Annotated in this window: 22 protein-coding genes; 7 read left to right on the forward strand and 15 right to left on the reverse strand. The window is 67.7% G+C overall.

All coding sequences use genetic code 11. The annotated features are described in order from the left end of the window. Window positions 1-54: 54 nt before the first annotated feature. Entirely contained in the window at window positions 55-960 is a 906-nt protein-coding gene (locus AC13GF_RS11435) for a recombination-associated protein RdgC (RefSeq protein WP_005411825.1), read from the reverse strand. A gap of 36 nt (window positions 961-996) precedes the next feature. Further along, complete coding sequence (gene ttcA / locus AC13GF_RS11440; protein ID WP_185830069.1) at window positions 997-1,917, reverse strand: tRNA 2-thiocytidine(32) synthetase TtcA; 921 nt, start codon at window positions 1,915-1,917, stop codon at window positions 997-999. 91 nt (window positions 1,918-2,008) lie between these two features. Between ttcA and AC13GF_RS11445 the strand changes: the two genes are divergently transcribed. Then, window positions 2,009-2,212: a YdcH family protein gene (locus AC13GF_RS11445; RefSeq protein ID WP_005421068.1), complete on the forward strand. Its 204-nt coding sequence runs from the start codon at window positions 2,009-2,011 to the stop codon at window positions 2,210-2,212. Between the two features lie 145 nt (window positions 2,213-2,357). On the opposite strand, the gene plsB is transcribed toward AC13GF_RS11445, so the two are convergent. From plsB to AC13GF_RS11465, 4 genes are all read right to left on the reverse strand, one after another. Next, entirely contained in the window at window positions 2,358-4,994 is a 2,637-nt protein-coding gene (gene plsB, locus AC13GF_RS11450) for a glycerol-3-phosphate 1-O-acyltransferase PlsB (protein WP_049436179.1), read from the reverse strand. Continuing rightward, the gene (locus AC13GF_RS11455; RefSeq protein ID WP_483004684.1) at window positions 4,994-5,947 is read right to left on the reverse strand and encodes a hypothetical protein; all 954 of its coding nucleotides are present in this window, start codon (window positions 5,945-5,947) and stop codon (window positions 4,994-4,996) included. Before AC13GF_RS11455 ends, plsB begins: the two co-directional genes overlap by 1 nt. Window positions 5,948-6,371: 424 nt before the next feature. Next, window positions 6,372-7,097 carry an orotidine-5'-phosphate decarboxylase gene (pyrF, locus tag AC13GF_RS11460; RefSeq protein WP_071228639.1) on the reverse strand — a complete coding sequence of 242 codons (726 nt, stop codon included), beginning with the start codon at window positions 7,095-7,097 and terminating at the stop codon, window positions 6,372-6,374. Further along, window positions 7,094-8,017: a 5'-nucleotidase, lipoprotein e(P4) family gene (locus AC13GF_RS11465; protein WP_121504982.1), complete on the reverse strand. Its 924-nt coding sequence runs from the start codon at window positions 8,015-8,017 to the stop codon at window positions 7,094-7,096. The genes pyrF and AC13GF_RS11465 overlap by 4 nt, the downstream gene beginning before the upstream one ends. Window positions 8,018-8,118: 101 nt before the next feature. Between AC13GF_RS11465 and AC13GF_RS11470 the strand changes: the two genes are divergently transcribed. Beyond that, on the forward strand, window positions 8,119-8,772 hold the full coding sequence (locus AC13GF_RS11470; RefSeq protein ID WP_142807991.1) for a YceH family protein: 654 nt from the start codon (window positions 8,119-8,121) through the stop codon (window positions 8,770-8,772). A 117-nt stretch (window positions 8,773-8,889) separates the two neighbouring features. Here the strand turns inward: AC13GF_RS11470 and AC13GF_RS11475 are convergent, their stop codons facing one another. After that, entirely contained in the window at window positions 8,890-9,414 is a 525-nt protein-coding gene (locus tag AC13GF_RS11475) for a GNAT family N-acetyltransferase (RefSeq protein ID WP_483004685.1), read from the reverse strand. Between the two features lie 267 nt (window positions 9,415-9,681). Next, window positions 9,682-11,658, reverse strand: a complete 1,977-nt coding sequence (locus tag AC13GF_RS11480) for a UvrD-helicase domain-containing protein (RefSeq protein ID WP_295555437.1) — start codon at window positions 11,656-11,658, stop codon at window positions 9,682-9,684. A 101-nt stretch (window positions 11,659-11,759) separates the two neighbouring features. Here AC13GF_RS11480 and AC13GF_RS11485 point away from each other — a divergent pair, with 101 nt between their 5' ends. Both AC13GF_RS11485 and AC13GF_RS11490 read left to right on the forward strand, forming a co-directional pair. Further along, window positions 11,760-12,380 carry a thymidine kinase gene (locus tag AC13GF_RS11485; RefSeq protein WP_024958734.1) on the forward strand — a complete coding sequence of 207 codons (621 nt, stop codon included), beginning with the start codon at window positions 11,760-11,762 and terminating at the stop codon, window positions 12,378-12,380. A gap of 95 nt (window positions 12,381-12,475) precedes the next feature. Beyond that, window positions 12,476-13,183 (forward strand): sel1 repeat family protein, encoded by a 708-nt coding sequence (locus AC13GF_RS11490; protein WP_483004686.1) that lies wholly within the window; start codon window positions 12,476-12,478, stop codon window positions 13,181-13,183. 42 nt (window positions 13,184-13,225) lie between these two features. Here the strand turns inward: AC13GF_RS11490 and AC13GF_RS11495 are convergent, their stop codons facing one another. From AC13GF_RS11495 to AC13GF_RS11510, 4 genes are all read right to left on the reverse strand, one after another. Then, window positions 13,226-14,830, reverse strand: coding sequence for an OpgD/OpgG family glucan biosynthesis protein (locus tag AC13GF_RS11495; protein ID WP_012509627.1), 1,605 nt, complete (start codon window positions 14,828-14,830; stop codon window positions 13,226-13,228). A 105-nt stretch (window positions 14,831-14,935) separates the two neighbouring features. Beyond that, entirely contained in the window at window positions 14,936-15,748 is an 813-nt protein-coding gene (mutM, locus tag AC13GF_RS11500) for a bifunctional DNA-formamidopyrimidine glycosylase/DNA-(apurinic or apyrimidinic site) lyase (protein WP_483004687.1), read from the reverse strand. A gap of 19 nt (window positions 15,749-15,767) precedes the next feature. Next, window positions 15,768-16,100, reverse strand: a complete 333-nt coding sequence (locus AC13GF_RS11505; RefSeq protein ID WP_483004688.1) for an EF-hand domain-containing protein — start codon at window positions 16,098-16,100, stop codon at window positions 15,768-15,770. After that, window positions 16,097-17,299 (reverse strand): DesA family fatty acid desaturase, encoded by a 1,203-nt coding sequence (locus AC13GF_RS11510; RefSeq protein ID WP_483004689.1) that lies wholly within the window; start codon window positions 17,297-17,299, stop codon window positions 16,097-16,099. Before AC13GF_RS11510 ends, AC13GF_RS11505 begins: the two co-directional genes overlap by 4 nt. 151 nt (window positions 17,300-17,450) lie before the next feature. Here AC13GF_RS11510 and AC13GF_RS11515 point away from each other — a divergent pair, with 151 nt between their 5' ends. After that, the gene (locus AC13GF_RS11515; RefSeq protein WP_483004690.1) at window positions 17,451-18,272 is read left to right on the forward strand and encodes an ABC transporter ATP-binding protein; all 822 of its coding nucleotides are present in this window, start codon (window positions 17,451-17,453) and stop codon (window positions 18,270-18,272) included. Between the two features lie 141 nt (window positions 18,273-18,413). Here AC13GF_RS11515 and AC13GF_RS11520 read toward each other — a convergent pair whose 3' ends face one another. Together AC13GF_RS11520 and AC13GF_RS11525 are read right to left on the reverse strand one after the other, a co-directional pair. Next, window positions 18,414-19,616, reverse strand: a complete 1,203-nt coding sequence (locus AC13GF_RS11520) for a DUF4785 domain-containing protein (protein ID WP_483004691.1) — start codon at window positions 19,614-19,616, stop codon at window positions 18,414-18,416. 11 nt (window positions 19,617-19,627) lie between these two features. Next, window positions 19,628-20,506, reverse strand: coding sequence for a hypothetical protein (locus AC13GF_RS11525; RefSeq protein WP_329891908.1), 879 nt, complete (start codon window positions 20,504-20,506; stop codon window positions 19,628-19,630). 263 nt (window positions 20,507-20,769) lie between these two features. Between AC13GF_RS11525 and AC13GF_RS11530 the strand changes: the two genes are divergently transcribed. Then, a complete protein-coding gene (locus AC13GF_RS11530) occupies window positions 20,770-21,609 on the forward strand; it encodes an acid phosphatase (protein WP_483004692.1) in 840 nt (279 codons plus the stop codon). Between the two features lie 112 nt (window positions 21,610-21,721). Here AC13GF_RS11530 and AC13GF_RS11535 read toward each other — a convergent pair whose 3' ends face one another. Then, window positions 21,722-23,995, reverse strand: a complete 2,274-nt coding sequence (locus AC13GF_RS11535; protein ID WP_107378888.1) for a TonB-dependent receptor — start codon at window positions 23,993-23,995, stop codon at window positions 21,722-21,724. Between the two features lie 159 nt (window positions 23,996-24,154). Between AC13GF_RS11535 and AC13GF_RS11540 the strand changes: the two genes are divergently transcribed. After that, complete coding sequence (locus AC13GF_RS11540; RefSeq protein WP_483004693.1) at window positions 24,155-25,171, forward strand: TIGR00266 family protein; 1,017 nt, start codon at window positions 24,155-24,157, stop codon at window positions 25,169-25,171. The last annotated feature ends 40 nt before the right edge of the window (window positions 25,172-25,211 follow it).

Consider the following 25,211-nt stretch of genomic DNA (forward strand, 5'->3'; position numbering starts at 1 on the left):
CAGCATAGCGCCGCTTCGGGCCGCCGGATGACCGGCGGCCGTCGGGCTGCCTGTTCAGTCAGCCTTGCTGAGCTTGAAGGCTTCTTCCAGCAACAGGAACAGGCGGCGGATCTCGGCGCTCTGCAGGGCGAAGCGGGCGTCGAACTCGGCGCGGCGGCCGTCTTCGTCGGCATGCTCCAGCTGGTCCAGCGCGCCGTCGAGGAACTTCAGCTTGCGCACGATCAGGTCGTCGCCGATGACGAAGGACAGGTTGTCCTCGAAGATCAGCGCCAGCTTGGTCACCTGCTTGCCGGCGTCCAGGTGCTTGTCGATCTCGTCGCAGCGCAGTTCCTGGTGCTGGCACTTGACCACCGCGCCGCCCTCCACCGGGTCCTTCATCTCGCACTCTTCGCCCAGGCTCAGCCCGGTCGGCAGCGGCTCGCCGGCGATCCAGCCGGTCAGGATCGAGCGCGGCGCGACTTCGGCGTTCAGCGGCATCGCCGGGAAGCTGCCGAGCAGCCCGCGGATGTCGGACATGAAGTACTCGCCGGTCTTGCGGCTGGAGGTATCCACCGCCACGTAGCCGTGCTGCAGGTCGATGAAGGCGTCGTTGCGCGAGGACTTCACGAAGGCGCGCGGCAGCAGTTCATGCAGCAGGTCGTCCTTCATGCGCTTGCGCTCGCGGCCACCCGGGCGGCGGCCTTCCTTCTCTTCGATCTCCTCCAGCTTGCGCTCGAGCAGGTCGTTGACCACGGCTGCCGGCAGGATCTTGTCCTCGCCGCCCACGGTCAGCCACAGGTGTTCGGCGATGCGATGGGAGAGCAGTTCCTTCTCCTCGCGGCCGAACGGCGAGATGAAGCCGCGCGAATTCATTTCCAGCGCGCCGACCGGCTTCAGCAGGGCGTGCGGCAGCAGGGTATCGACTTCGGAAAAATCGGTGGTGGTCGGGAAACGGAAGAACGTCAGGTTGCGAAAGAACATGGAATTCCGGATGGCAAAGAGGAAGGGCGACCGACCTTAAACGGTGGGCGTCTCGGGATCTGCGTCGGCGTCGGCCGGGGAACCGGCCAGCCAGGCATGGGCGTCAGGCAGCGGCGCGTCGTCGCGACGGCCCAGCGCCATGAAGTCGAACAGGGTGGTGTCGGCCAGCTGCGAGGGCCGGACTTCGCCCATGGCGCGCGCGATCTGCTCGATGCGGCCCGGGTGGTCCTTCTCCCACTGCTTCAGCATCAGGCCGACCTGGCGGCGCTGCAGGTTCTCCTGGCTGCCGCACAGGTTGCAGGGAATGATCGGGAACTGGCGTGCCTGCGCGTAGTCGACGATGTCACTCTCGCGCACGTAGGCCAGCGGCCGGATCACCACATGCCTGCCGTCGTCGCTGCGCAGCTTCGGCGGCATGCCCGACAGCTTGGCGTGGTGGAACAGGTTCATGAAGAACGTGGCCACCATGTCGTCGCGGTGGTGGCCCAGGGCGATCTTGGTGAAGCCATGGATTTCGGCGTAGTTGTACAGCGCGCCACGACGCAGCCGCGAGCACAGCGAGCACATGGTCTTGCCTTCCGGAATGACCCGGCTGACCACCGAATAGGTGTCCTGCTCGATGATGTGGTACGGCACGCCCAGGCCTGCCAGGTATTCCGGCAGCACGTGCTCGGGAAAGTCCGGCTGCTTCTGGTCCAGGTTCACCGCCACCAGCTCGAACGGCACCGGCGCCTTCTTCTGCAGCTGCAGCAGCACGTCCAGCAGGGTGTAGCTGTCCTTGCCGCCGGACAGGCAGACCATGACCTTGTCGCCGGCCTCGATCATGCCGAAGTCGGCAATCGCCTCGCCGACCTGGCGGCGCAGGCGCTTGGCCAGCTTGTGCTGCTCGCGCTCGGCCACACGCGGATCGCGGGCGGCGCGCGGCTGGGGATCGGGGAGGGAAATCACGGCACTCATGGGCTCCATTCTAACGGCTCGGAGCGGCCACGGCCGGGGGTCGGGATTCCCCTCTCCCGGCAGTCATCATCGCTGTGTATGCTCGGAGGCTGTGGACACCTACAGCCCCGCCGAGATCGTCGAGCACCTCGCCGCCCTGCGCGCCGAGCACCGCCTGCTGGATGAACAGATCACCCGCATGGCCGCCAACGGCGAGGATGAACTGGAAGCCAAGCGCCTGAAGCGGCGCAAGCTGCAGCTGAAGGACTGCATCGCCAGGCTGGAAAGCCTGCAGATTCCCGACGAACCAGCCTGAGGCCGGGTTTGGGTGGGGGCCAACTCTGGTTGGCCTACTGCTCTGGTGGGTGCCAACCTTGGTTGGCACGGCAGGAAGGTGTGCGGACCAAGGTCCGCACCTACCCACAAGGTTCCCACCCGCCGGGCAGGACCCGGCGTTGCCTTCAATCCTGCGGCGCCGGCTCGTCCGGGCGTGCCGCTTCCGGGCTGACCCGTTCGATGGTGTGGCGCAGCTCGCGGCCGAGAATGAACTTGGCGTCCTTGGCCCAGGCATCCAGGCGCTCGTCGAACAGCAGCTTGCTGTTCTCGTCCGGCCACACCAGGCGCAGCTCGCGCAGCTTCTGGATGAAGCCACGGAACAGGGTGCGGTCGAAGAACTCCGGCGCAGCCGGCGCATAGAGCAGGCTCAAACGCTGCGCCGCCTGCTGGCACAGGCTTTCCAGCTCGGCCGCACCCAGCACGCCCGGGCCATTCTTCACCAGCACCGAAATGGCGATGTAGTAGCGCTCGAACGCCTGCTGCAGTGAATGGCCGATCGCACGCAGGCGGAACACCTCGTCGGTCTGCCCGGTGTTGCGCGCCAGGATGCCACCGTCGTCATCGTTGACGTTCTGCAGCAGGCCTTCGCGCACGAACACGTCGATGGTCTGGTCGATGCGCTGGGCGAACTCGTCCTCGCTCCACGGCAGGAACAGCTCGGCCTGCAGGAACGGGTACACCGTGCGGCCCAGCTGGACCAGGCCGGTACGGCTCATGCGGCGGTTGTTCTGGAAGCAGCAGGCCACCCACGACGAGGCGGTGAACAGGTGCAGCACGTTGTTGCGGAAGTAGCTCAGCAGCACCGCGGTATCGCCGCTGACGCTGAGCACATCGCCCAGCGGGTGCTTGATGCGGGTGAGGACGTTGATTTCCTCGGCGTGGGCGATGATCCGCTCCGGCGAGTGCGGGGTCACCGTCACCCGGTCCGAATACGGCATCTCGACCAGCAGCGTCTTGCACAGCTCGATCTGCGCGATCAGGTCGGCCTCGCCCATCGCGTGCTTCGGCGTGGACAGCAGGGCCAGCGCCAGCAGGTTGATCGGGTTGACGTCGGCGGCGCCGTTGATGCGCACCTGGATGCGTTCGGCCAGCGTATCCACCGTGGTCGACAGCCACGCCGGCTTTTCGTCCTCGGACACCGCCTCGCCCTTCCACTCCGGCGCCTTCTCGGCCAGCACGTCGTTCAGTGCGATCGGTTCGCCGAAGTTCACCACCACCTGGCCGTAGTTCTGCTTGAGCACCTTGGGGATGCCCCACAGCAGCGACCAGATCGATTCCTTTTCCTTCGGCCGGCCGGACAGTTCGTCCAGGTAGCTGCCGCCCTCCATCAGCTTCTCGTAGCCGATGTAGATGGGCTGGAACAGCACCGGCTTGCGCGGCTGGCGCAGGAACGCACGCAGCGTCATCGAAATCATGCCGCCCTTGGGCTGCAGCAGTCGGCCGGTACGCGAGCGGCCGCCTTCGACGAAGTACTCCAGCGAGTAACCACCGGCCACCAGCTGCGCGACGTACTCACTGAGCACCGCCGAGTACAGCGCGTTGCCACGGATCGAGCGGCGGATGAAGAAGGCACCGCCCTTGCGCAGCAGGGTGCCGACCACCGGCAGGTTCAGGTTGATGCCGGCCACGATGTGCGGCGGCACGATGCCACGGTCGTACAACAGGTAGGACAGCAGCAGGTAGTCCATGTGGCTGCGATGGCTGGGCACGTAGACCACTTCGTGGCCCGGCGCGGCGGCCTTGAACTTGTCCAGGTGGTGCACCAGCACGCCCGCATAGATGCGGTTCCACACGTGGCTGAGCATGAAGCTGGCCGAGCGCACCACCGGGCTGGAATAGTCCGCGGCGATTTCCCAGGCGTAGGCGTGTGCCTTCTTCCAGGCGTCGGCCGGCTTCGAGTTGTCGCGCTTTGCCTGCGAGGCGATCGCTTCGCGCACCGGTTCGGCGGCCAGCACCTGGTCCACCAGCAGGCGACGGGTCGACAGGTCCGGGCCGATGACCGATTCACGGATGCGGCGGAAGTGCGTACGCAGCACGCGCTGCAGCTTGCGCACCGTGCGCTCCGGCTCCAGGCCTTCGTCCACGGTGCTGCGCAGCGAGATCGGCGGGGCGAAGCGGACGATGGTACTGCGGCCGTTGAGCAGCACCGCCAGCAGGCGCCGGAAGCGGCCGACCAGCGCCCAGTTTTCCGAGAACAGTACGGCGAACCAGCCGCTCTGCTTGTCCGGCGCGCGGCCGACGAAGATCGACACCGGCACCAGGTGCACGTCCAGGTCGTCGCGAACGCGATGGGCCTGCAGCACCTTGGCCAGCGAGTCCGAATGGGTCTTGGCGCCACGCTGCTCGGGAATCAGCGAATTGCTGGAGCTGCGCCGCGACAGCGCCAGGTAGGCGCGCTTGCGGCCGGTCGGGTCACCTGCCAGCGGCACCAGTGGCGACGGCAGGCCGGCCTGGCGGCAGGCCTTGTCCAGGATCAGCGCGTTGGACAGGCCGTAGTCTTCCAGCACGTACATCACCGGGCGGCCATCGTTGTACTGGCCCGGGTCTTCCGGCTCGATCTTCAGCGACAGCCACGGCTCGACCAGGCGGCCCAGCAACCGTGCCCACAGCGGGCGGCGGCCAGCCGGACGCGCGTGCGCGGGCGGCGGTACCGGGTTCGGGCCGGTACCGGTCGAGGGGGACGCCGGCACCGTATCGGCGGGCGTCGACTGGGATTCTTCGCCGGGGAACGGCAGCGGGTTCTGTTTCGACATCGGCGCCATTATGGCTTAGGCGGCGGCGTTGCCGCTTCCCCACCCTCGGCGGGGGCTTCAGCCGGTGACGGCGACGCAGCGGCGCGGGCCGCATCGGCCTTGCGCAGCAGGGCGTCGGTATCGGCCAGGGTGCGGGTCAGGTACCAATGGCCCTCGCGGCGGCTCAGCGGCAGCTGCAGGGTCATTTCGCGGCCAGCCAGGTCGTAGTGCAGGCGTACCAGCGCATTGTCGCCCTCCACCGAGAGCAGCTCACCGCGCACGCTGCGCAGCGCGTCGTCCACGCCCAGCCCGTAGCTGCCCAGCACGGCCTTGAGGGTATGGATGAAGGGTGCCAGCTGCTGCAGGCTGCCTTCCATGCCCGCGGCCTGCATGCCGGCCTCGTCGTCGAAACCGACCTTGCCGGCCGCGCCGACCAGCGCGGCGATGGTGCTGCGCGCGCGGGCACGGTCACTGATCGGTGCCCCCTGCGCCCAGCTGGCGAGGGTTTCCACCAGGGCGATGTAGTGAGCCTGTTGGCCGGGCGTATAGCCCTTCTGATGGCTCAGATACTGCACGCCGAAGTTGCCCATCGACTGCGCGGCCTGGCGCACGGCACCGGCCTGGCCGGCCAGCTGGCGGTCGAAGCTGCGTTGCAGTTCGGCGCTGGCATTGGGCGTACGCAGTGCGGCCAGCATCGGCAGCAGCTGGTCACCCAGCGGCAGCTCGGTCAGCGGCCACTGGCTGTGGCCCTCGGCCCAGGCCTGCTGCAGCCGCTGGTACTGGCTCGGCGGTACCGACAGCTTTGCGTAGCCGACCAGATCGTCTTCGGCCAGGCGTAGGGCCATCGCCTGCACCGCCGCAACCGGTTCGGCTGCCGGCCTGGCCGGATCGTTGGCCGATTCACGGCACGCGGCCACGGCCAGCAGCAGCATGGCTGCCAGCCCCCATCCACGCGCAGACCTTCCTCGCACTGCCACGCTCATGCACTCGGACTCCCCGGACCGGTCCGCATCTTGCGGCCTGCGACGTGACAGCGGCAAGCCGGGGCGTCACGGTTTCCGCTGTTGCCCGTGCAAGTCACTGACCGGAATAAAAAAAGAGCCGGGATCACGGGGATCACAGGCTCTTCAAGCCGGCGCAGGGCCGGTGGACAGTGGTGTGGCGCATGTCCGGTCCGAGGACCGGATGGCGGCGATCCTACGCTGCCGCTCAAGTTAAGGCAACACTTCACGTAGTGACATATAAATTATTGATTTTATTGAGTCACTTGGTACATGGGGCCAGGCTCAGGAAATCTACGGCAGGTTTTGCGGCGATTCGGGCACAACCGCTCCGCGGGCGGATGCAAAAACGCCATCCCGCGCGAGTCGGGATGGCGTTCGAGCCTGCAGCCTTGGCAGCGGAATCTCAGCGCGCTGCCAGCGCCGATGCGATTTCCTGCTGGATGGCCCGGGCTGCGGCCTGCGGATCGGCGGCCAGGCGTATCGGACGGCCGACCACGATGGCATCGGCGCCATCGGCAAAGGCCTGGGCCACGCCAACGGTACGCTTCTGGTCATCACCGACCGGGCCGCCGGGGCGGATGCCCGGGCAGACGATCGAGAACCCGGCGCCGGTAGCGGCACGGATCGGGCCAGCTTCCTGCCCCGAGGCGATCACGCCATCGATACCGGCGGCCTGCGCGGCCAGCGCGCGCTCGACCACCACGTCCACCGGTTCACGGTCGATGCCCATCTGCGCCAGGTCCGGGCGGCCCATCGAGGTCAGCACGGTCACCGCCAGCAGGCGCATGTCGCTGCTGTTGGCGGCGGCGCAGGCTTCCATCATCGCCGGGTGCCAGCCGTGGATGGTGGCGTAGCTGACCGGCCACTGCGACAGGCGCTTGATGACCGCTGCGGCGGTGGCCGGGATGTCGAAGAACTTCAGGTCGACGAACACGCGCTTGTCGCGGCGGGCCAGCTCGTCCAGCACCTGGAAGTACTCGCCGGAGGCGAGCAGTTCCATGCCGATCTTGTAGAACGCCACGCTGTCGCCCAGGCGATCGACCCACTCCAACGCCTGCACGCGGTCAGGCACGTCCAGCGCGAAGATCAGGCGCTCGTCATCGCGCAGCGGCAGCGGCGCGCGGCTCACGGCGCGTAGTCCAGGGCAGCGCGCTTGGCGTCGTGGCGGGCCTGGCGCGACTGGCTGTAGTCGTTGTTGAACTGCGCCGGCTCGAAGCCGCCGTAGGTCGGGTTCGGCAGCATCCACCAGCGCTCGCCGAACCAGTCGTGGTACTGCTGCAGCAGCGCGTCACGGCCGTCGTTGGTGTTGGCGGTCACTTCCACGAAGTCGCCCAGCTGGTCGCCGAACTGCATCAGCACACGGTATTTCTGCCCGGCCAGGCGGCGGCGGCAGTTCTTCTCGCTGCCGGCCTGCTCGCAGCCTTCGACCACGGTGCCCAGGCCCAGGAACACGCTGTCATCGGCCACCGGCAGGCCCTGCTCGCGCAGGTTGGCCAGGGTCGCGTCCTTCAGGTGCACGGCGCGGTTGGAGATGTACAGCAGGGTCACACCCTTGGCGTTGGCGGCCTTGGCGAAATCGACCACGCCCGGAATGGCCTTGGCCTTCTTTTCGGCCACCCACTGGTCCCAGGTCAGCTCGTCGTATTCCTTGCCGTCGCGCACCAGGCGCGCCTGGTAGGGCGAGTTGTCCAGCACGGTCTCATCCACGTCCAGCACCACGGCCGGCTTCAGGCCCTTGGCCTCGTTGCCGCGTTCTTCCGGCACCAGCGCATCCCAGTGGGCTTCCTTCAGCGCGGCATCCAGGTGGTCGGCGGCGGCGCGGTAGGTCTGCTCGGTGATCGCCTTGTACTCCTGCGCGCGCTGCATCCACAGCACTGCATTGAGGTTGTCGTTGGCAGTGGCATCGAGCGCGCCATCGGCCTTGGCAGCGGCGGCCGGGGCCTCCGGCGCAGCGACTTCAGCGGCAGGCGCATCCACGCGCTTGCAGGCGGACAGGCCCAGCGCCGCAGTGGCGAGCAGGGTCAGGGACAGGGAAACGGGACGACGCATGGATTCACCGGCAATCAGATATACCGGCGCATTTTACCGGCAAAGGCGGTCCCGGGACGGCTATGCTTGGCGGTTGACCCGTTGCCCTTCCGGAGGCCGCCATGACCGATTCCACCCAGACCCCCGACGTCCCCCTGCTCGACGCCGTGCAGGCCCGCCTGCTGGGCTGCCTGGTGGAGAAGGAGGCGACCACCCCGGACACCTACCCGCTGACGGTCAATGCGGCCCAATCGGCCGCGAACCAGAAGACCGCCCGCGAGCCGGTGATGAACGTCGATGCCGGCAGCGTGCAGCACGCGCTGCGCCAGCTGGAGGCGCTGGGCCTGGCCCGCCAGCACTTCTCCTCGCGCGCGGACCGCTACGAGCACCGCCTGCAGGCCGCGCTGGACCTGACCCGGCAGCAGACCGTGCTGCTGGCGCTGCTGCTGCTGCGTGGGCCACAGACCCTGGGCGAACTGATCACGCGCAGCGAACGCCTGCACCGCTTCGCCGACGCCGACGAAGCCCGGCACGCCATCGAGCGCCTGCAGCAGCGCGCGCTGCTGGTGGTGCTGCCGCGCGCCAGCGGCCAGCGCGAAGACCGCTACATGCACCTGCTGTGCGGCGAAGTGGATGGCGCGGCGCTGGCGGCCAGGTACGCCAGCAGCGGCGGTGGCAGCAGCGATGCGGCCGACCCGGGCCTGGCCGAGCGCGTGGCGCAGCTGGAAGCGGCCGTGGCCGAACTGCAGGCGCAGCTGGCCGAACTGCGCGGTTGAGGGGGTGGGTGCCGACCGTTGGTCGGCACTGCATCTGAATCGTGCCGACCAACGGTCGGCACCCACCATCAACCGCTACTGTGCCGGCCAGCGGCCGGCACCTACCAACATCAGGGGTCAGACCTGCGCCGCACCCGGCGTGGCATACAACCGGCTCGGGCTGTCCACGCCCGGCAGCTGGATCACCCCGCGCTCCTGCATGCCCAGGCCCAGCAGGATCTTCCCGGACACCACGTTGTCCAGATCCGTGATGCCATACAGATCCTGCAGGCCCAGCCCAGCGCGCGCATGCACGAACACCGCCCGCGCCGCCTCACCGGCATAGCCCTGCCCGGCGAATTCCGACAGCACCGCATAGCCGATGTCCGGCCCCGGCAGGCCATCCCGCCGCACCAGCCCGGCATTGCCCAGCCAGGCACCATCGGACAACCGCTCGATGGCATACATGCCAAAGCCATTCAACGCATAGCTGTGCAGCACACGCAGCGCGATGTATTCCCGCGCCTGCTCCTCACTGCGCACATCGCGGTCACCGATGAAGCGCACGAAGCCCGGATCATTCAACAGCGCCAGCATCGGCGCCGCATCGCGATCCGGTTCAATCGCACGCAGGCGCAGGCGTTCACTCTCGATCGGTTGCACAGGCAGACCTCCAGCCGAAACCCCGATTCTGCCTCAACCCCCGGCTGCTGCTGTTGCTTTTGATTTTCTTTGCATTGCCGTGGAAGGAAGCGCCCGGAATCTGTCAGAGGCCGGTCGGGATGGGTTCGCGGGGGTATCCGCGCCATGGATGGCGCGGCTAAGCCCCCAGGGACGGGTTCACGGCGTCCCCCGCGAACCCAACCCGATCGGCCACACTGCGGAACCAACGCGTGCTCCACCACGGAGGGGCGGCGCCGTTGGAGCGCCCTAGTCGAACAACGCCTCGATCGCCGCCAACCCGGCACTTGCCCGTTCCTTCTTGCGCACCGCATCGGCCACCGGATCAGCACCATCGCGCTGGATCTCCTCGGCCGGAATCTCCTCGAAGAACCGGCTCGGCTTCAGCCGCACATGCTCACCGAACTTGCGCGTCAGCTTGCTGTAACTCATCCACAGCTGGATCTTGGCGCGGGTGATGCCCACGTACAGCAGTCGCCGTTCTTCCTGCAGATTGCCCTCGTCCAGGCTGACCTGGTGCGGCAGCACGCCATCCTCGCAGCCCACGATGAACACGTACGGAAACTCCAGGCCCTTGGAGGCGTGCATGGTCATCATGCGCACCTGGTTGCCACCTTCGTCCTTGTCGCTGCGCGACAGCAGCGCCAGCTGGCCGGCCAGGTCAGCGGCGGTGGCACCGCGCGGGCCGCCCTCGAACCACTGCGCCAGCTCCTCGATGTTGTTGGCGCGACGCTGGTAACTCGCCTCTTCCTTGGCCTGCTGGCGAAGTTCGCTGAGCAGGCCGGATTCCTTGGCCACCTTGCGGATCATGTCGCCTGAACTGATCTGGCGCGTCTGCGCGCGCAGGTCGCGCAGGATGTCGGTGAAGCGCGCCAGGCTGTTGGCCGCACGCGGCGGCAGCTGCTGCAGAGCGCCGATCGCCTCGGCGGCCTGCGCCATCGGCATGTCCTTCTCCTGCGCCAGTTCAGCCAGCTTGGCCAGCGTGCCGGCACCGACGTCGCGCTTGGGCGACTGCACCGCACGCATGAACGCGGTGTCGTCGTCCGGGTTCACCAGCAGGCGCAGCCATGCCAGCGTGTCCTTCACTTCCTGGCGCTCCAGGAACATGGTGCCGCCGGTCAGGTGGTAGGGAATGCGCAGCAACTGCATCGCCTTTTCCAGCGGGCGCGACTGGAAGTTGCCGCGGAACAGGATGCAGAAATCGCTCCAAGGCACGTTGCGCGACTGCGCCACGAAGGCGATCTCGGCCGCGACCTTTTCCGCCTCGTGTTCGCTGTTGCGGCATTCCCACACGCGGATGCGTTCGCCGTCGGCCTGGTCACTCCACAGCTTCTTCAGGTGCTCGTGCGGGTTGTTGGCGATCAGCGCATTGGCCGCACGCAGCACACGGTTGGAGCAACGGTAGTTCTGCTCCAGCTTGATGATTTCCAGCGCGGGGTAGTCACGCCCCATCTGCTGCAGGTTTTCCGGGTTTGCACCGCGCCAGGCATAGATCGACTGGTCATCGTCGCCCACGCAGGTGAAGTTGCCCTTGTCACCGGCCAGCTGCTTGAGCAGCCGGTACTGCGCGTCGTTGGTGTCCTGGCATTCGTCCACCAGCAGGTAGCCGATGCGTTCGCGCCAGGCCAGGGCGATCTCCGGGTTTTCTTCCAGGATCTGCACCGGCAGACGGATCAGGTCGTCGAAGTCGACCGCATTGAACGCGGTCAGCCGCAGCTGGTAGCGCTCGTAGACGCTGGCCGCTTCCTTCTCGCGGTTGCTGCGCGCGGCGGCCATCGCCTGCTCGGGCGACAGGCCAGCGTTCTTCGCGCGCGACACCAGGTTCTTCATGTCCTCGATGTCGTCGGGCTTGGCCCCGTACATCAGGTCCTTGATCTGCGCGGCGGCATCATCGGCATCGAAGATCGAGAATCCACGCTTCAGGCCCACGGCCGCGTGTTCGATCTGCAGGAACTTCAGGCCCAGCGCATGGAAGGTGCAGATCGTCACCTCGTCGGCATCCTGCTCGCGCAGGCGCTTGGCCACGCGCTCGCGCATTTCCTTGGCCGACTTGTTGGTGAAGGTGATCGCCGCGATGCGACGCGCCGGATAGCGGCCGCAGCCGATCAGATGGGCGATTTTTTCCACGATCACGCGCGTCTTGCCGCTGCCCGCGCCGGCGAGCACCAGCAACGGGCCTTCGATGTGCAGGACGGCGGCGGCTTGGGGGGGATTGAGACCGTGCATGGGATGGGGATTGTAGCGGGGCCGGGTGACGACCACAGCGGGCCGCCGGTGGGGTTGCTGAACGGCTTCGGCGAAGCGGGGCTGCGGCGTACAATCCGTCGATGGCCAAGCTCTACTTCTACTATTCGGCGATGAACGCCGGCAAGACCACCACCCTGCTGCAGAGCGCCCACAACTACCGCGAGCGCGGCATGCGGGTAGCGATCCTGACCCCGCGCCTGGACGATCGTGCCGGCGCCGGCGTGGTCGCTTCGCGGATCGGCCTGCGCGCCGATGGCATGGCCTTCGACCGCGATACCGACCTGCAGCGCTGGGTCGAGCAGGACCTGGCGACGAACGGGCCGATGGGCTGCGTGCTGGTGGACGAGGCGCAGTTCCTGACCCGCGCCCAGGTCTGGCAGCTCAGCGAGGTGGTCGACCAGCTGCGCATTCCGGTGCTGTGCTACGGCCTGCGCACCGACTTCCGCGGCGAGCTGTTCGAAGGCAGCCAGTACCTGCTGGCCTGGGCCGACGAGATGCAGGAGATCAAGACCATCTGCCACAGCGGCAAGAAGGCGACGATGACGGTGCGCGTGGACGAGCATGGGCACGCGGTGCAGGACGGCCCGCAGGTGGAGATCGGCGGCAACGACCGCTACGTGTCGGTCAGCCGCGCGGAATTCAAGAAGATCACCCGCGGTGAAGGGCGGATCGATCCGGCGCAGGCCCCGCTGCCGTTGTAGCGGGCGCACCGGTGCGCCATGACCTCCAGCGGTTTACAAGCAAGCGCTGTCGCGCCTAGGCTGCGGCACTCCTGCTGCCGAACTGGAAGTCCGACATGCGTTCCGCCCTCCTGCTGCTGCCGCTGCTGCTCTTGCTGCCCCCGCTGGCCATCGCGGCCGAACGCCCGTCCGGTGAAGACGATGCGGCGGTGATCGGTGCCGGTTTCATGGACAGCCATCCGGACATGATGTACCGGCAATGGGGCGTCAACGCGCTGCGTCGCAACGATGTAAACGGCGCGATGGACAACTTCCGGCTGGCCGCGCGGTATGCCGACAAGCCTGCCCAGGGCTACCTCGGTGAAATGTACTGGTATGGAGTAGAGCAGCCGCGCAATCCGGTCATGGCCTATGCCTGGATGGAGGTGGCGGCCGAACGTGGCTATCCGTTGTTCGTCGAGCTGCGCAACGAGTACTGGGCCACGCTGCCGCTGGAGCAGCATGATGCGGCGCGCGCGCAGGTAAGCGCGCTGCGCGCCGAGTATGGCGACGAGGTTGCGCGCCCACGCATGGCCGAAGTACTCAGAAAGGGGCGCCGCGAGATGACCGGCAGCCGCGTCGGCTCGATGTCCAACAACGTCGACATCGTGTACATGGACGGCGGAATCTCCCGCACCATCAAGGCCGACCGTCTGTACGACCCCAAGTACTGGGACCCGAAGCAGTACGAACGCTGGCAGGACGAAACCTGGATGAAGATCCGCCGGGGCACGGTGGAAGTGGGTGTGCCGACCCAGTCGCACGCCACCGACAGCAAGCCTTGAAACAACGGTGCCGGCGTGTGGCCGGCACCAAGCCGCATCCATTCAGTACAGCGTGCGCTCCGGCGCACCGGCCGGCGGCGGGGTGTACTGGTACAGCCAGGTCTCGGTCAGGGTCTTGCCGCCACTGCGCAGGAACAGGCGGATGTCGATCTGCTCGGTGCTGCCTTCCGGCGGCACCAGGTCGAACATCGCGCGGTAGCCGTTGATCTCGCGCAGCGGGCGCGCCGACACGATCTCGACCCGGCCGCGGCTGGCTTCCACCACCGCCTCGACCTCGCCCTTGTCGATCAGCCTGGCCAGTTCGCCGCCTTCGAAGTCCACTGCGAAGCGCCAGCTGAAGTACTCGCGCTTCTTGCCGACCACGCCGCCCAGGCCGGTGCGGCTGGCCACGCAGTGCGCCAGCGGCGGCCGCGCCGGCGGTTCGGCGCCCCAGTACAGGCGGTAGCCGACCAGCAGCTCCTGGCCCGGCTGCGGCTTTTCCTTCGGGTTCCAGAACGCCACGATGTTGTCGAAGGTCTCGTCCACGGTGGGAATCTCCACCAGCTGCACCGAGCCTTCGCCCCACTCGCCCTTGGGTTCGACCCACAGGCACGGGCGCTTCTCGTAGAACACGCCGTCGTCCTGGTAGTGGTCGAAATTGCGGTCGCGCTGCAGCAGGCCGAAACCACGCGGGTTGCGGTCCACGAACATGTTGAAACGCAGGTTGCGCGGGTTCAGCAGCGGCCGCCAGATCCACTCGCCAGCACCGGTCCACAGCGACAGGCCGTCGGTATCATGGATCTCCGGGCGCCAGTCCCACGCCATGCGGCGGTCGTTCTCGCCCACCTGGTACATGCTGGTGCACGGGGCGATGCCCAACCGCTCGATCGCCTTGCGCGGGTAAAGCGCGCTGTCGATGTCCATCAGCAGCACGTCGCCATTGGTGATCGCGAAGCGATAGGCGCCCGCCACGCTGGGCGAATCCAGCAGGCCGTAGACCACGATCGTTTCCGAATCGGCCGACGGCTGTTCCAGGTAATAGGCGATGAAGTCCGGGAATTCCTCCGGCTTGCCCATGCCGGTGTCGATCGCAAGGCCACGCGCGGACTGGCCGTACTGGCCTTCCTTGCCGACCGCGCGGAAGTAGCTGGCGCCGAGGAAGGCGGCGAAGTCGCGGTCGGTGTCTTTGCGGGTGTTCAGGCGGAAACCGGCGAAGCCGAGGTCAGCCGGCAGCTCGCCGTCCTTGATGCCGCTCTTGCCGTAGTTGAACGCCGCGCCGTCATAGGCCAGCTCCTGCGCCTTGCCGTCGACCACGTCGAACATGCGCACCGGCGAATGGAAGTACAGGCCCAGGTGGAAGAACTTGGCCTGGAACTTGCCCGGCTGATCGGCCCACAGCGCATGGTCCTGGCGGTAACCGATCGACTGGTACTGATCCCAGTCCAGGCCTTCCAGCCGGCCCGGCAGCACCCGCTTGTGGCTCTTGTAGGGTGCCTGTGCCAGCGCGCGCGCCTGGCCCTTCAGGGTGGCGAAGTCGAACGGCTGCGGCTGGCCAAGGCGGCGCAGGCCCATCTGGCCGCTCTTGCTGGCCGCGCACGCGGGCAGGGACGGCAGGCCGAATGCAGCCAGGGCGAGGGAGGCATTGCGGATGAAGTCGCGTCGTTGCATGCAGGCGCGTCAGGCACAAAGGGAAGGTCGGCCATCATAGGCAGACAAACGTTAACGGGCAGCGGAGACGTCCCCTGCCCGTTCAGCTGCCGCTGGCCGCCCGCCTCAGCGCTGGCAGTGGCTGCACCAGACGCTGGCGCGCTGGCCGATGGTGGCGTGCTTCAGCGCGCGGCCACAGTTCGGGCAGGGCAGCCCGTCACGGCCGTACACCAGCAGTTCCTGCTCGAAGTAACCCGGCGCGCCGTCAGGGCTGATGAAATCGCGCAGCGTGGTGCCGCCACGGGTGATGGCGTAGCCGAGGATCTCCTTCACCGCGTCGGCCAGCCGCTGGTAGCGCCCGCGCGAGATCTTGCCCGCCTCGCGCAGCGGGCTGATGCCGGCCTTGAACAGGCTTTCGGCGGCGTAGATGTTGCCCACGCCCACCACCACCGCTTGGTCCATCAGGAAGGTCTTCACCGGCGCGCTGCGGCCACGGCTGCGGGCGAACAGGTAGTCGCCGTCGAACTCCTCGTCCAGCGGTTCCGGGCCCAGCCCCTGCAGCAGCGGGTGGACTTCGCCGGCCGGCTGCCAGAGCAGGCTGCCGAAGCGACGCGGGTCGTTGAAGCGCAGCAGGCGGCCGTTGTCCAGGCTGATGTCGACGTGGTCGTGCGCGCGCAGCGGGGTATCACCGGGCAGCACGCGCAGGCTGCCGGACATGCCCAGGTGCAGCACCGCGCTGCCGATGGCGGTATCCAGCAGCAGGTACTTGGCGCGGCGGCGGATGTCCTCGATGCGCTGTCCCGGCAGCAGCTCGGCCACTTCCGGCGGAATCGGCCAGCGCAGGTCGGCACGGCGCAGGATCACGCCATGCACGCGGCGGCCCTGCAGGTGCGGCGCCAGGCCGCGGCGGGTGGTTTCTACTTCGGGCAGTTCAGGCATGAACCGATTCTACGCCCGCTCAGCGTGGCGGCGCCGCCAGTTCGCGCGCATCCAGGACGCCATCACCGTTGGCATCCTGCTTATGGAAGCGCTGCACGATCACCTGCCGCTGCTGCTCGCGGCTGATCGCCCTGCCCTTGCCACCGGGCAGCTCGTCGGCGCTCAGCACACCATCACCATTGCGGTCCATGCGGTCGAAGGCATACAGCATCCACTGCACGTACTCGGATTCACTCACCCGGCCGTCGCCATCGCTGTCCATCCGCTGCAGGTAGCTGGTGGTATCGGTGACCTGGGCCAGCACCGCACCCGGCAGCAGCACCGCCAGCAGAACCCCGTACCCAGCCCTCACGCGCCCACCAGGCTGTAGCCCTTCAATCGCGCGGCGTAGGCCTGCAGCGCGGCAATGCCGCTTTCCTCGGCCTCGCGGCACCAGGCCTGCAGCTGCTGCAGGCGCTCGGCGGCATCGTGGCCGCGGGCCTCGAGCAGCGCCGCCAGCCGCGCGCGGTACTCGACCAGGGTGCGGATGCGCGGGCGCTGTGCCACCCATTCGCTGAGCTGGGCACGACTGTCCGGCTTCAACCAGCGGCCATCGTTGACCAGGCCGCGGCGCAACCGGCGTGGCAGCAGGCGGCGCAGCTTGGCCCCGGCCTGCGTCGCTTCCTCGCGCAGGGCCGGCATGAATACATTGCGCTGGTAGTCGGTCATCGCCTGGAAGCGGTGCGACAGCAGCGCCTTCAGGGTTTCAGCATCGGGCACGGCGATGTTCGGGCGCACGTCCATGGCCGGCGCCACCCGCAGCACCCTGGCCAGGCGCAGCGCCTGCAGCAGGCGGATCGCCGTCCAGCCGATGTCGAATTCCCAGCGCCGCATCGCGAAGCGCGCCGAACTGGGGAAGGCATGGTGGTTGTTGTGCAGCTCCTCACCACCGATCCAGACCCCCCACGGTGTGAGGTTGGTGGAGGTATCGGCCGACTCGTAGTTGCGGTAGCCCCACCAGTGGCCCAGGCCATTGACCACGCCGGCCGCCCAGAACGGGATCCACGCCATCTGGATCGCCCACAGGGCCACGCCAGGCAGGCCGAACAGCACGGTGTTGATCGCCAGCAGCAGCACCGGGCCCAGCGTGGCGTGCGGGGTATACAGGTGGCGCTCGATCGCATCATCCGGGGTGCCGCGCCCATACTGCTCGATGTCCGCGCGCTGGCCGCGGGCTTCGCGGTACAGCTCCACGCCGTGCCAGAACACCGTGCCGATGCCGCGGGTGACCGGGCTGTGCGGATCGTCCTCGGTCTCCACCTTGGCGTGGTGCTTGCGGTGGATGGCCACCCACTCGCGGGTGATCATCGAGGTGGTCAGCCACAGCCAGAAACGGAACACGTGGGCCAGCGCCGGGTGGAAATCGACCCCGCGATGGGCCTGGCTGCGGTGCAGGTACAGGGTCACCGAGAAGATGGTGATCTGGGTGAAGACCAGCAGCACCGCCAGCATGGCCCACCCACCCAGGCCGAGCACACCACCGGTCAACAGGGACATCAGGGCATCAGGCATGACGGCTCTCCGGATCGACGCGGGGATGGCAGACATCATGGGCGCTTGCGTTGCAAACTGCATCCCTGCGGCGGTGCTTCGCATCGCCATCCGAGGCACCGTTCACAGTTGGGGACCTGAGTTGTCGAGCCTTGATCCACGCGCCAGCACCATGACCGCCGCCCCGCCCGTCGCGGAGCTGCCCCCGTTGATCGAGCTGGACCACGCCACCGTGGTGCGTGGCCAGGTGAAGGTGCTGCACGGGCTCAGCCTGCGCATCGCACAGGGCCAGCACACCGCCCTGCTCGGCCCCAACGGCTGTGGCAAATCGACCTTCATCAAGCTGATCACCCGCGAGCTGTACCCGCTGGCGCAGGTCGACGGCTCGGTGGCGGTAAGGGTGCTGGGCCAGAACCGCTGGCAGGTGGACCGGCTGCGCTCGCAGCTGGGCATCGTCACCGGCGACCTCAGCAGCAACCTGGCCGACATGCCGGGGCTGACCGTGGAACAGGCGGTGCTGTCCGGCTTCTTTGCCAGCTACGTGGTGCCGGCCTTCCGCGAGGTGACCGACGACATGCGTGCACGCGTCGGCGAAACGCTGGCGATGACCGGCGCCCTGTCCCTGCGCGAGCGCGCCTACGCCGAGCTGTCGGCCGGCGAGACCCGCCGCGTGCTGATCGCCCGCGCGCTGGTCAACCGGCCGCAGGCGCTGCTGCTGGACGAACCTTCCACCGGGCTGGACCTGGTCGCCCGCGAACAACTGGTGGCGACCATGCGGGTGCTGGCCCAGCAGGGCATCACCCTGGTGCTGGTGACCCACCACATCGAAGAGATCATTCCCGAGATCGAGCGGGTGGTGCTGCTGCGCGACGGCCGGGTATTGGCCGACGGCACACGTGCCGAACTGCTGCGCGACGAACCGTTGTCGGCGGTGTTCGGCGGCGCGATCACGGTGGTCGAGCAGGAAGGCCGGCTGACCGCGTACGCGGGGTAGACAGACGCATCGCCTTCCGTAGCCGCCTGTAGAGTCGAGCCAAGCTCGACTGCCGTTCGCCGCGAGCAGAAGCAGCCGAGCATGGCTCGGCTCTACACGGAGCGTTACAGCGGGCCGGAACCCGGCCCGCTGCACGTAACCTCAGAACTTCAACGCCAGCGCACGTGACTCGATCGGTGCCATCCGGCTTTGATCCTGCAGCTGCAGGTCACGCAGCTCATACGGCGCACCGAAACCGGCCGGCAACGCAGCCTGGTCGAACGGCAGCACCAGCTGGCCTGCGCCCGGCCCATCGAACCACGCGGCTGCATGTGCCTGCGCGACCGGCTTCAGTTGGCCATCGCGGGCCGTGGCATACAGCGTGCCACGCGCCTCGTAGCGACCCGCTGCAGCCACCTGCAGCGGCAGCGCCACCTGGCGGCTGGCCGGATCCGGTGCCGCCTGGCCGCTGAAGCGTGCGGTCGGTCGCGCCACCGCGAAGGCCACCTTGCCATCACGCAGCACGCCATCGGCCTGGGCGAACACCTGCAGCTCCCATAGCCCCTGCACAGTGCCGACATCGGCCGGGATCCGTACCTGCGCGCGCAGGCTGCCATCGGTGGTGCGCAGCAGGCGCTGCGGCCAGCTGCGGCCATCCGGCGCGACCAGCAGGGCTTCACCGCCCAGGCCGCCACGACGCGATGCCAACTTTGCGGTGGTGGCACCGTCTTCCAGCAGGCGTGCCTGCAGCTGCACGTTGCCACCGGCCAGCACCTGCGCCTGGTTGGCCTGCACTTCCAGCCGCAGCGGGCTGTTGGGTTCCAGTACCTGCACCACGTAGCGACCCTGTGCCTGTGCGCTCTGCAGCGTGTACGCACCGGCCGCACTGGTTGCGCCGGTACGCAGCATGCTGCTGCCATCCCTAACCGGCATGCCGGCCTCCTGCAGCGCGCGGGCATCGACGCTGCGCGCCACGCTGCTGCGGCCGGCCGGGTCGCGCACCTGCAGGGTATTGGCCGGCACTGCACGGGCACCGTCGGCCGGGCTCAGCTGGATCACCGCATCGGCAGCGGTCAGCGGCAGGTCCAGGCCGCGTTGCAGCTGCGTGCCATCAACCTGCTGCCAGTAGCTGCGGCTGACCGACGCATACGGCATGGCCGCCTGCAGTGGTTGTGCCGGGTCCAGCGCCCAGGCAAAGGCCAGCGGCGCGTGCTCGCTTTCGTCGGCGGGCAGCGGCGCGGCCACCAGCGCGGCAGGCACCTGATCGCCTGCACGGGCGGCCTGCAGCGGCTGCGCGGCCTGCGCTGCTGAAAGGGACAGCGCTGCCAGCACGGCGCCGGCCAGCAGGGTGGATTGAATCGTCATGGTCATCTCCCTCACTGGGTCAGGTCGTTGCGCAGCAGGGTGCCGAGGCCGAAGCACTCGCGGCGGCTCTGGTTGTGGCTGAGCGGTTCTGCCCCCTGGGTACGCGCCTTGTCGGTGAACCAGGTGGTGCCGGCGGCCTTCTGGCTGCTGCACTCCAAAAAGCCATCGGAGCAGGACGACAGCCAGTTCTGGGTGAACTCCAGGCCGACGTTGGCCGCATAGCCGCCGCAGTAGCTGTTGCTGTCCCACACCGCCGATTCCACGTCGCTGCCGACCACCGCGCGGAACGGCTTGGGCAGGGCGGGACGGCCTGCGGTGCCGTACAGGTTCTGCGCGTTGTAGGTGGCCATGCTCGCCACCTGCTGCTGGCGCACCGCGTCGTTCTTGTAGCCCAGCAGCCAGCCCAGCGAGGTTTCGAAGGTGTTGCCGTTGAGCACCGCATCGGCCAGCGGCGTGCCGGCCGAGGACGGTGCCAGCGCGTTGACTTTGCGCACCGTGCGGATGATCTTCGGATAGCGGCTGTCGTAGGTCGGGTTGGACAGGATCCAGCGCATCACGTTGCCGCCGTTGGAGTGGGTGATGACCACCAGCTGGGTGATGCCACGGCTGTCGATGAAGCTGGTCAGCTGGTTGGCCAGGCAGCCGGCCGCTTCCGGCTTCCACATGTACTGGGTGAAGTCGCAGTTGATGACGACGTAGTTGCTGCTGTTCGGCAGGCCCTGGCGCACGGTGTCGATGATCGCCGGCTGCCAGTAGTCCTGGGTGGCATTGGTCTGTGCGCCGGTGCCATGCACGAAGGCCACGCCGACCACGTCGGCGGCCTGTGCCGGCGCGGCTGCCAGCCCGAGGAGCAGGGCCAGGACGGTACTTCCTGTTGCGGTGCTGCGCATCGCTTCTCTCCCTCTGTCAACGGATCCCCCCGGTCCGGCTGGAACTGGACGGCTCCTGATGCTTGCCGTTGTGCCGATGCTCGCGGCGCAGCCGCGTGAAAGTCCGTGCGCTGCGCCCGGATTCAGGAGACTGACGTCACTCCATGACGCTTTTCGTATTCTTCCGATGACCATGCCGGGTCTGGCCGTATGACCGATGGCCACTGCAGTGTCGTATGGGGGCTGCGATCATGGCGCGTTGTTTTCTCTCCCGGAGCCTGTCCATGTCGCTGATTTCCCACCCTGCCCGCCCGCTGCTCGGCCTTGCCGTCGTCGCGGCCCTGGCCGGTTGTGCCACCACCGCCGCCAAGCCGACCGCCGTCGAAGCCAACATCACCACCAAGGCGGTGGGCTATCTGGACAAGAGCGCGGTACCGGCCAGCCTCGACCTGGTACCGGCACCGCCGGTGGCCGGTTCGGCCGCCCTCGCCCTGGACGAACAGGTCAGCCGTGAAGCCCGCGCGCTGCGTGGCAGCCCGCGCTTCGCCCAGGCCGGAGTCGATGCGGAGCTCGGCTTCCCCGAAGGCGCCAATCACTTCTCCTGCGCCGCCGACATCGACGTCGATGCGGTGAAGACCCCGGCGCTGTACCGACTGCTGGAGCGCAGCCGGATCGACGCCAGTGCGGCGACCAAGGCCGCCAAGAACCACTACCAGCGCCCGCGCCCGTTCATGGTCAACGGTGAACCGACCTGCTCGCCGAAGGACGAAGACGGCCTGCGCAAGAACGGCTCGTACCCGTCCGGCCACACCTCGATCGGCTGGGCCTGGGCACTGATCCTGTCGGAGATCGCACCGGATCGCGCCGATGCCATCCAGGCCCGCGGCCGCAACTACGGCGAGAGCCGCCTGGTCTGCAACGTGCACTGGCAGAGCGACATCCTCGAAGGCCGCTTCATGGGCGCCGCCGCCGTAGCCCGCCTGCACGACAACGACGCGTTCAACAAGGACCTGCTGGCCGCACGCAAGGAAATCGCCGCCGCACGCAAGGCCGGCCTGCACTCCAGCCGCGATTGCACCACCGAGAATGCGGTGCTGAAGGTACGCCCGCAGAGCGCGCTGTAAGCGCCTGCCGGATCGATCGTTGCCGGCCAGCGGCCGGCACTACCGGTGGCTGTGAAACAGAAGGGCCGGCATTGCGCCGGCCCTTCTTCATTGCATTACCGCAGCCACCGCATCAGAACTTCGCAGTGAACTCCACGCCCCAGGTACGCGGCTCGTTGAGGAAGCCGGTCAGGTTGTTGAAGTCGATCGCACCGACCACGCGGGTCTGGTTGGTCAGGTTGCGGCCGAACACCGCCACGTCGTACTGGCCGTAATCCCAGTTGTAGCCCAGGCGCAGGCCGCCTTCCAGCGAACTACGGCCGCGGAACTCCGGCGACTCGTAGATGAAGAAGTTCACCGCGCTGCGGTAGGCCCAGTCGGTGTAGGCATACAGCTCGCTGCCATCGCTGAGCGGGAAACCGACGCGCAGGGTCGCATTGTGGATCCACTTCGGCGCCTGCGGCAGCGGGTTGCCGTTGACCAGCGCATAGGTGCCACCGTTGATGACGGTGGTCGGATCGTTGATGGTGCAGCCACCGCCGCAGATCGCCACCGCCAGATCCTTGTCCTTGATCTCGGTGTCGTTGTAGCTGCTGCCGAAGGTCAGCAGAACGTTGTCAGCCAGGTAGGCTTCCAGGTCCAGCTCCACGCCCTGGCCGATGGTCTTGTCGGCGTTGAGCAGGGTGGCGGTGTTGTTGGTGCCGCCCACGGCGATCAGCTGCTGGCCGTCAACGTTGTAGCGGAACACGCTCAGGCCCAGGCGCGCGCGGCGCTCGAACAGGTCGGCCTTGATGCCGGCCTCGTACGAGATCACCTTCTCCGAATCGGCCTGCGACAGGCCCGGCGCGAAGGCCAGGCGGCCCTGGATCGACGGCGCACGGAAGCCCTTGGCCACGCGGGCGTAGGCATTCACGTTGTCGGTCAGCTTGTAGACGCCGCTGACGTCCCAGCTGACGTCGTTGACGTCGGTGTTGGCCAGGTACGGGCCACTGACCGGAGTACCGAAGGGAAGGACGGCCTGCAGCACGCTGGCGTTGAAGTCCTTCTTGTCCTGGGTGTAGCGCACGCCGGCACGCAGCTTGAAGCGGTCGGTGACATCGAAGTCACCCGAGGCAAACACCGCCCAGGCCTTGTTGCGCTGGTTCTGCACCACATGGCCGGTCTGCGGGTTGCCCGGCTTCAACGAGTTGTAGTTGAAGTTGTTGATGGTCACGTCTTCGTCGAAATAGAAGACGCCGGCCTGCCAGTCGAAGCGGCCCCATTCGTTGGATTCGACGCGGAACTCCTGCGTCCACTGGCGATGGTGCGGCAGGCCGTCGGCCGACTCCGACGAGAACGGGATGAAGCCCGGCCCATAGTTGCCAGCGCCCAGCGATGCCTCGCCGTAGCCACCGTCGATATCGCCGCGGTTGAGCGATTCAGCGGTTTCATAACCGGTGATCGAGTGCAGGGTCACCGAGCCGAGATTCCACTGCAGGCGCGCGCTGCCGCCCCAGGTCTCCAGATCGGAGAAGTTGACGCCGTCGTTGGCCACCTTGTCACGGTCGAAGTTCTCGACCAGGCCGTTGCCACCCTTCTGGATGATGTTGGCGCGGAACAGGCGGGCGGTACCGTTGAGCTTGCGCTTGTGCAGGTTGAACAGCGCTTCGAAGTCATCGCCTTCGTACAGGAACTGCACGCGGCCTGCGGCTTCGTCATAGCCTTCGAAGCCGCTGTTGGGCGCACCGGCACGGGTGTTGTCGACCCAGTCGTCGCGACGCTGGTAGATGGCCGAGACGCGTGCCGACCAGCGGTCGGTCAGCGGGCCACCGTAGGCGCCCTGCACGTTCCAGCTGTTGTAGCTGCCATAGCCCACACGCACGTAACCGTCGGCATCCTGCGACGGGCGCGCCGAGTCGAACTTGACCACGCCGGCCGGGGTATTGCGGCCGAACAGCGTGCCCTGCGGACCGCGCAGCACTTCCACGTTGGCCAGGTCGAACAGCGGGAAGCCCTTCAGCAGCGGGCTTTCCTGCACCACATCGTCGTACACCAGCGACACCGGCTGCGATGCATTGAGGTCAAAGTCGGTGTTGCCCAGGCCGCGGATGTAGAAGCGCGGGAAGGCACGGCCGTAGGACGACTCGATGTTGAGGCTGGGCACGCGCGCGGCCAGGAAGCGGATGTCATCACCCGCCGAACCCAGCACATCGAGCTTCTCGCCCTGGATCGCGCTGATCGCGACCGGCACGTCCTTGGCGTTCTCGACGCGCCGCTGCGCGGTCACCTGCAGGGCATCGAGGGCAACCGGATCCTTGGCAGCGGGAGTTTCCTGGGCGGCTGCTACCAGCGGCAACAGGGCGGAAAGAGCGGCAACGAGGGGGCGCGCGACCGGAAGGCGGCCACGGGAAGTGCGGGTCGGGGACATGGCGGTAGGCTGTGTTTGGAGGGGTGGTAAAACGGCGCTACCAGATAATTGTTGCAATACAGCACCTGCCCCGCAAATGCCTGCCGTTCATGGCCACGTCGCCCCTGCCCCCGCGCCCTCGCTAGACTCGGGGTTTTCCAGCCCTGCGGAGCCACCGCGATGACCCAGTGGTACTTCCATGCCTCCGCCCAGGCCGAGCGTATCGGCCCACTTGATGACGACGCAGCGCGCCGTTATGCGCAGGCCAACCCGCGCGCCCTGGCCTGGTGCCAGGGCATGAGCGGATGGGCCTCGATTGCCGAGGTGCCCGAACTGCAGTCCGCGGCCCCGGGCATGCCGAACACCCCGCCGCCGGTCCCCGCCGCCGCCAGCGGCCGCGCCGACGACATCGAATTCCGCATCGTCGGCCATGAAATGCAGTTCGTGGAAATCGAGCTCGACCCCGGCGAGAGCGCCATCGCCGAGGCCGGCGCACTGATGTTCAAGGACGCCACCGTGCAGATGGACACGGTGTTTGGCGCCGCCAACGGCGACCAGGGCGGCGGCTTCATGGGCAAGGTGATGGCCGCCGGCAAGCGCGTGCTGACCGGCGAGAGCCTGTTCGCCACCGTCTACACCCAGAGCGGCCACGGCAAGGGCAAGGTCGCCTTCGCCGCACCCTACCCCGGCACCGTACTGGCAATGAAGCTGGACCAGCATGGCGGCCGCCTGATCTGCCAGAAGGACAGCTTCCTGGCCGGCGCGCGCGGCGTGCAGATCGGCGTGCAGTTCCAGCGCAAGATCATGACCGGCCTGTTCGGCGGCGAGGGCTTCATCATGCAGAAGCTCGAGGGCGACGGCTGGGTGTTCATCCACGCCGGCGGCTGCGTGGTGGAACGCGAGCTGGCCGCGGGCGAGCGCCTGGACGTGGATACCGGCTGCGTGGTGGCCTACCACCCCACCGTGGACATGGACGTGCGCCGGGTGGCCGGCGTCAAGAGCATGCTGTTCGGCGGCGAAGGCGTGTTCCTGGCCACGCTGACCGGTCCGGGCAAGGTCTGGCTGCAGTCGCTGCCGTTCTCGCGCCTGGCCGGCCGCATGTGGATGGCCGCGCCGCAAGGCGGTGGCCAGAGTCGCGGCGAAGGCTCGGTACTGGGCGGCCTGGGCCGGATGCTGGACGGCGACAACCGGTTCTGACCCACTCATTTGGTAGGTGCCGACCTTGGTCGGCATCGGA

The organism is Stenotrophomonas sp. 22LJNL06-5-1 (genome assembly GCF_056861455.1).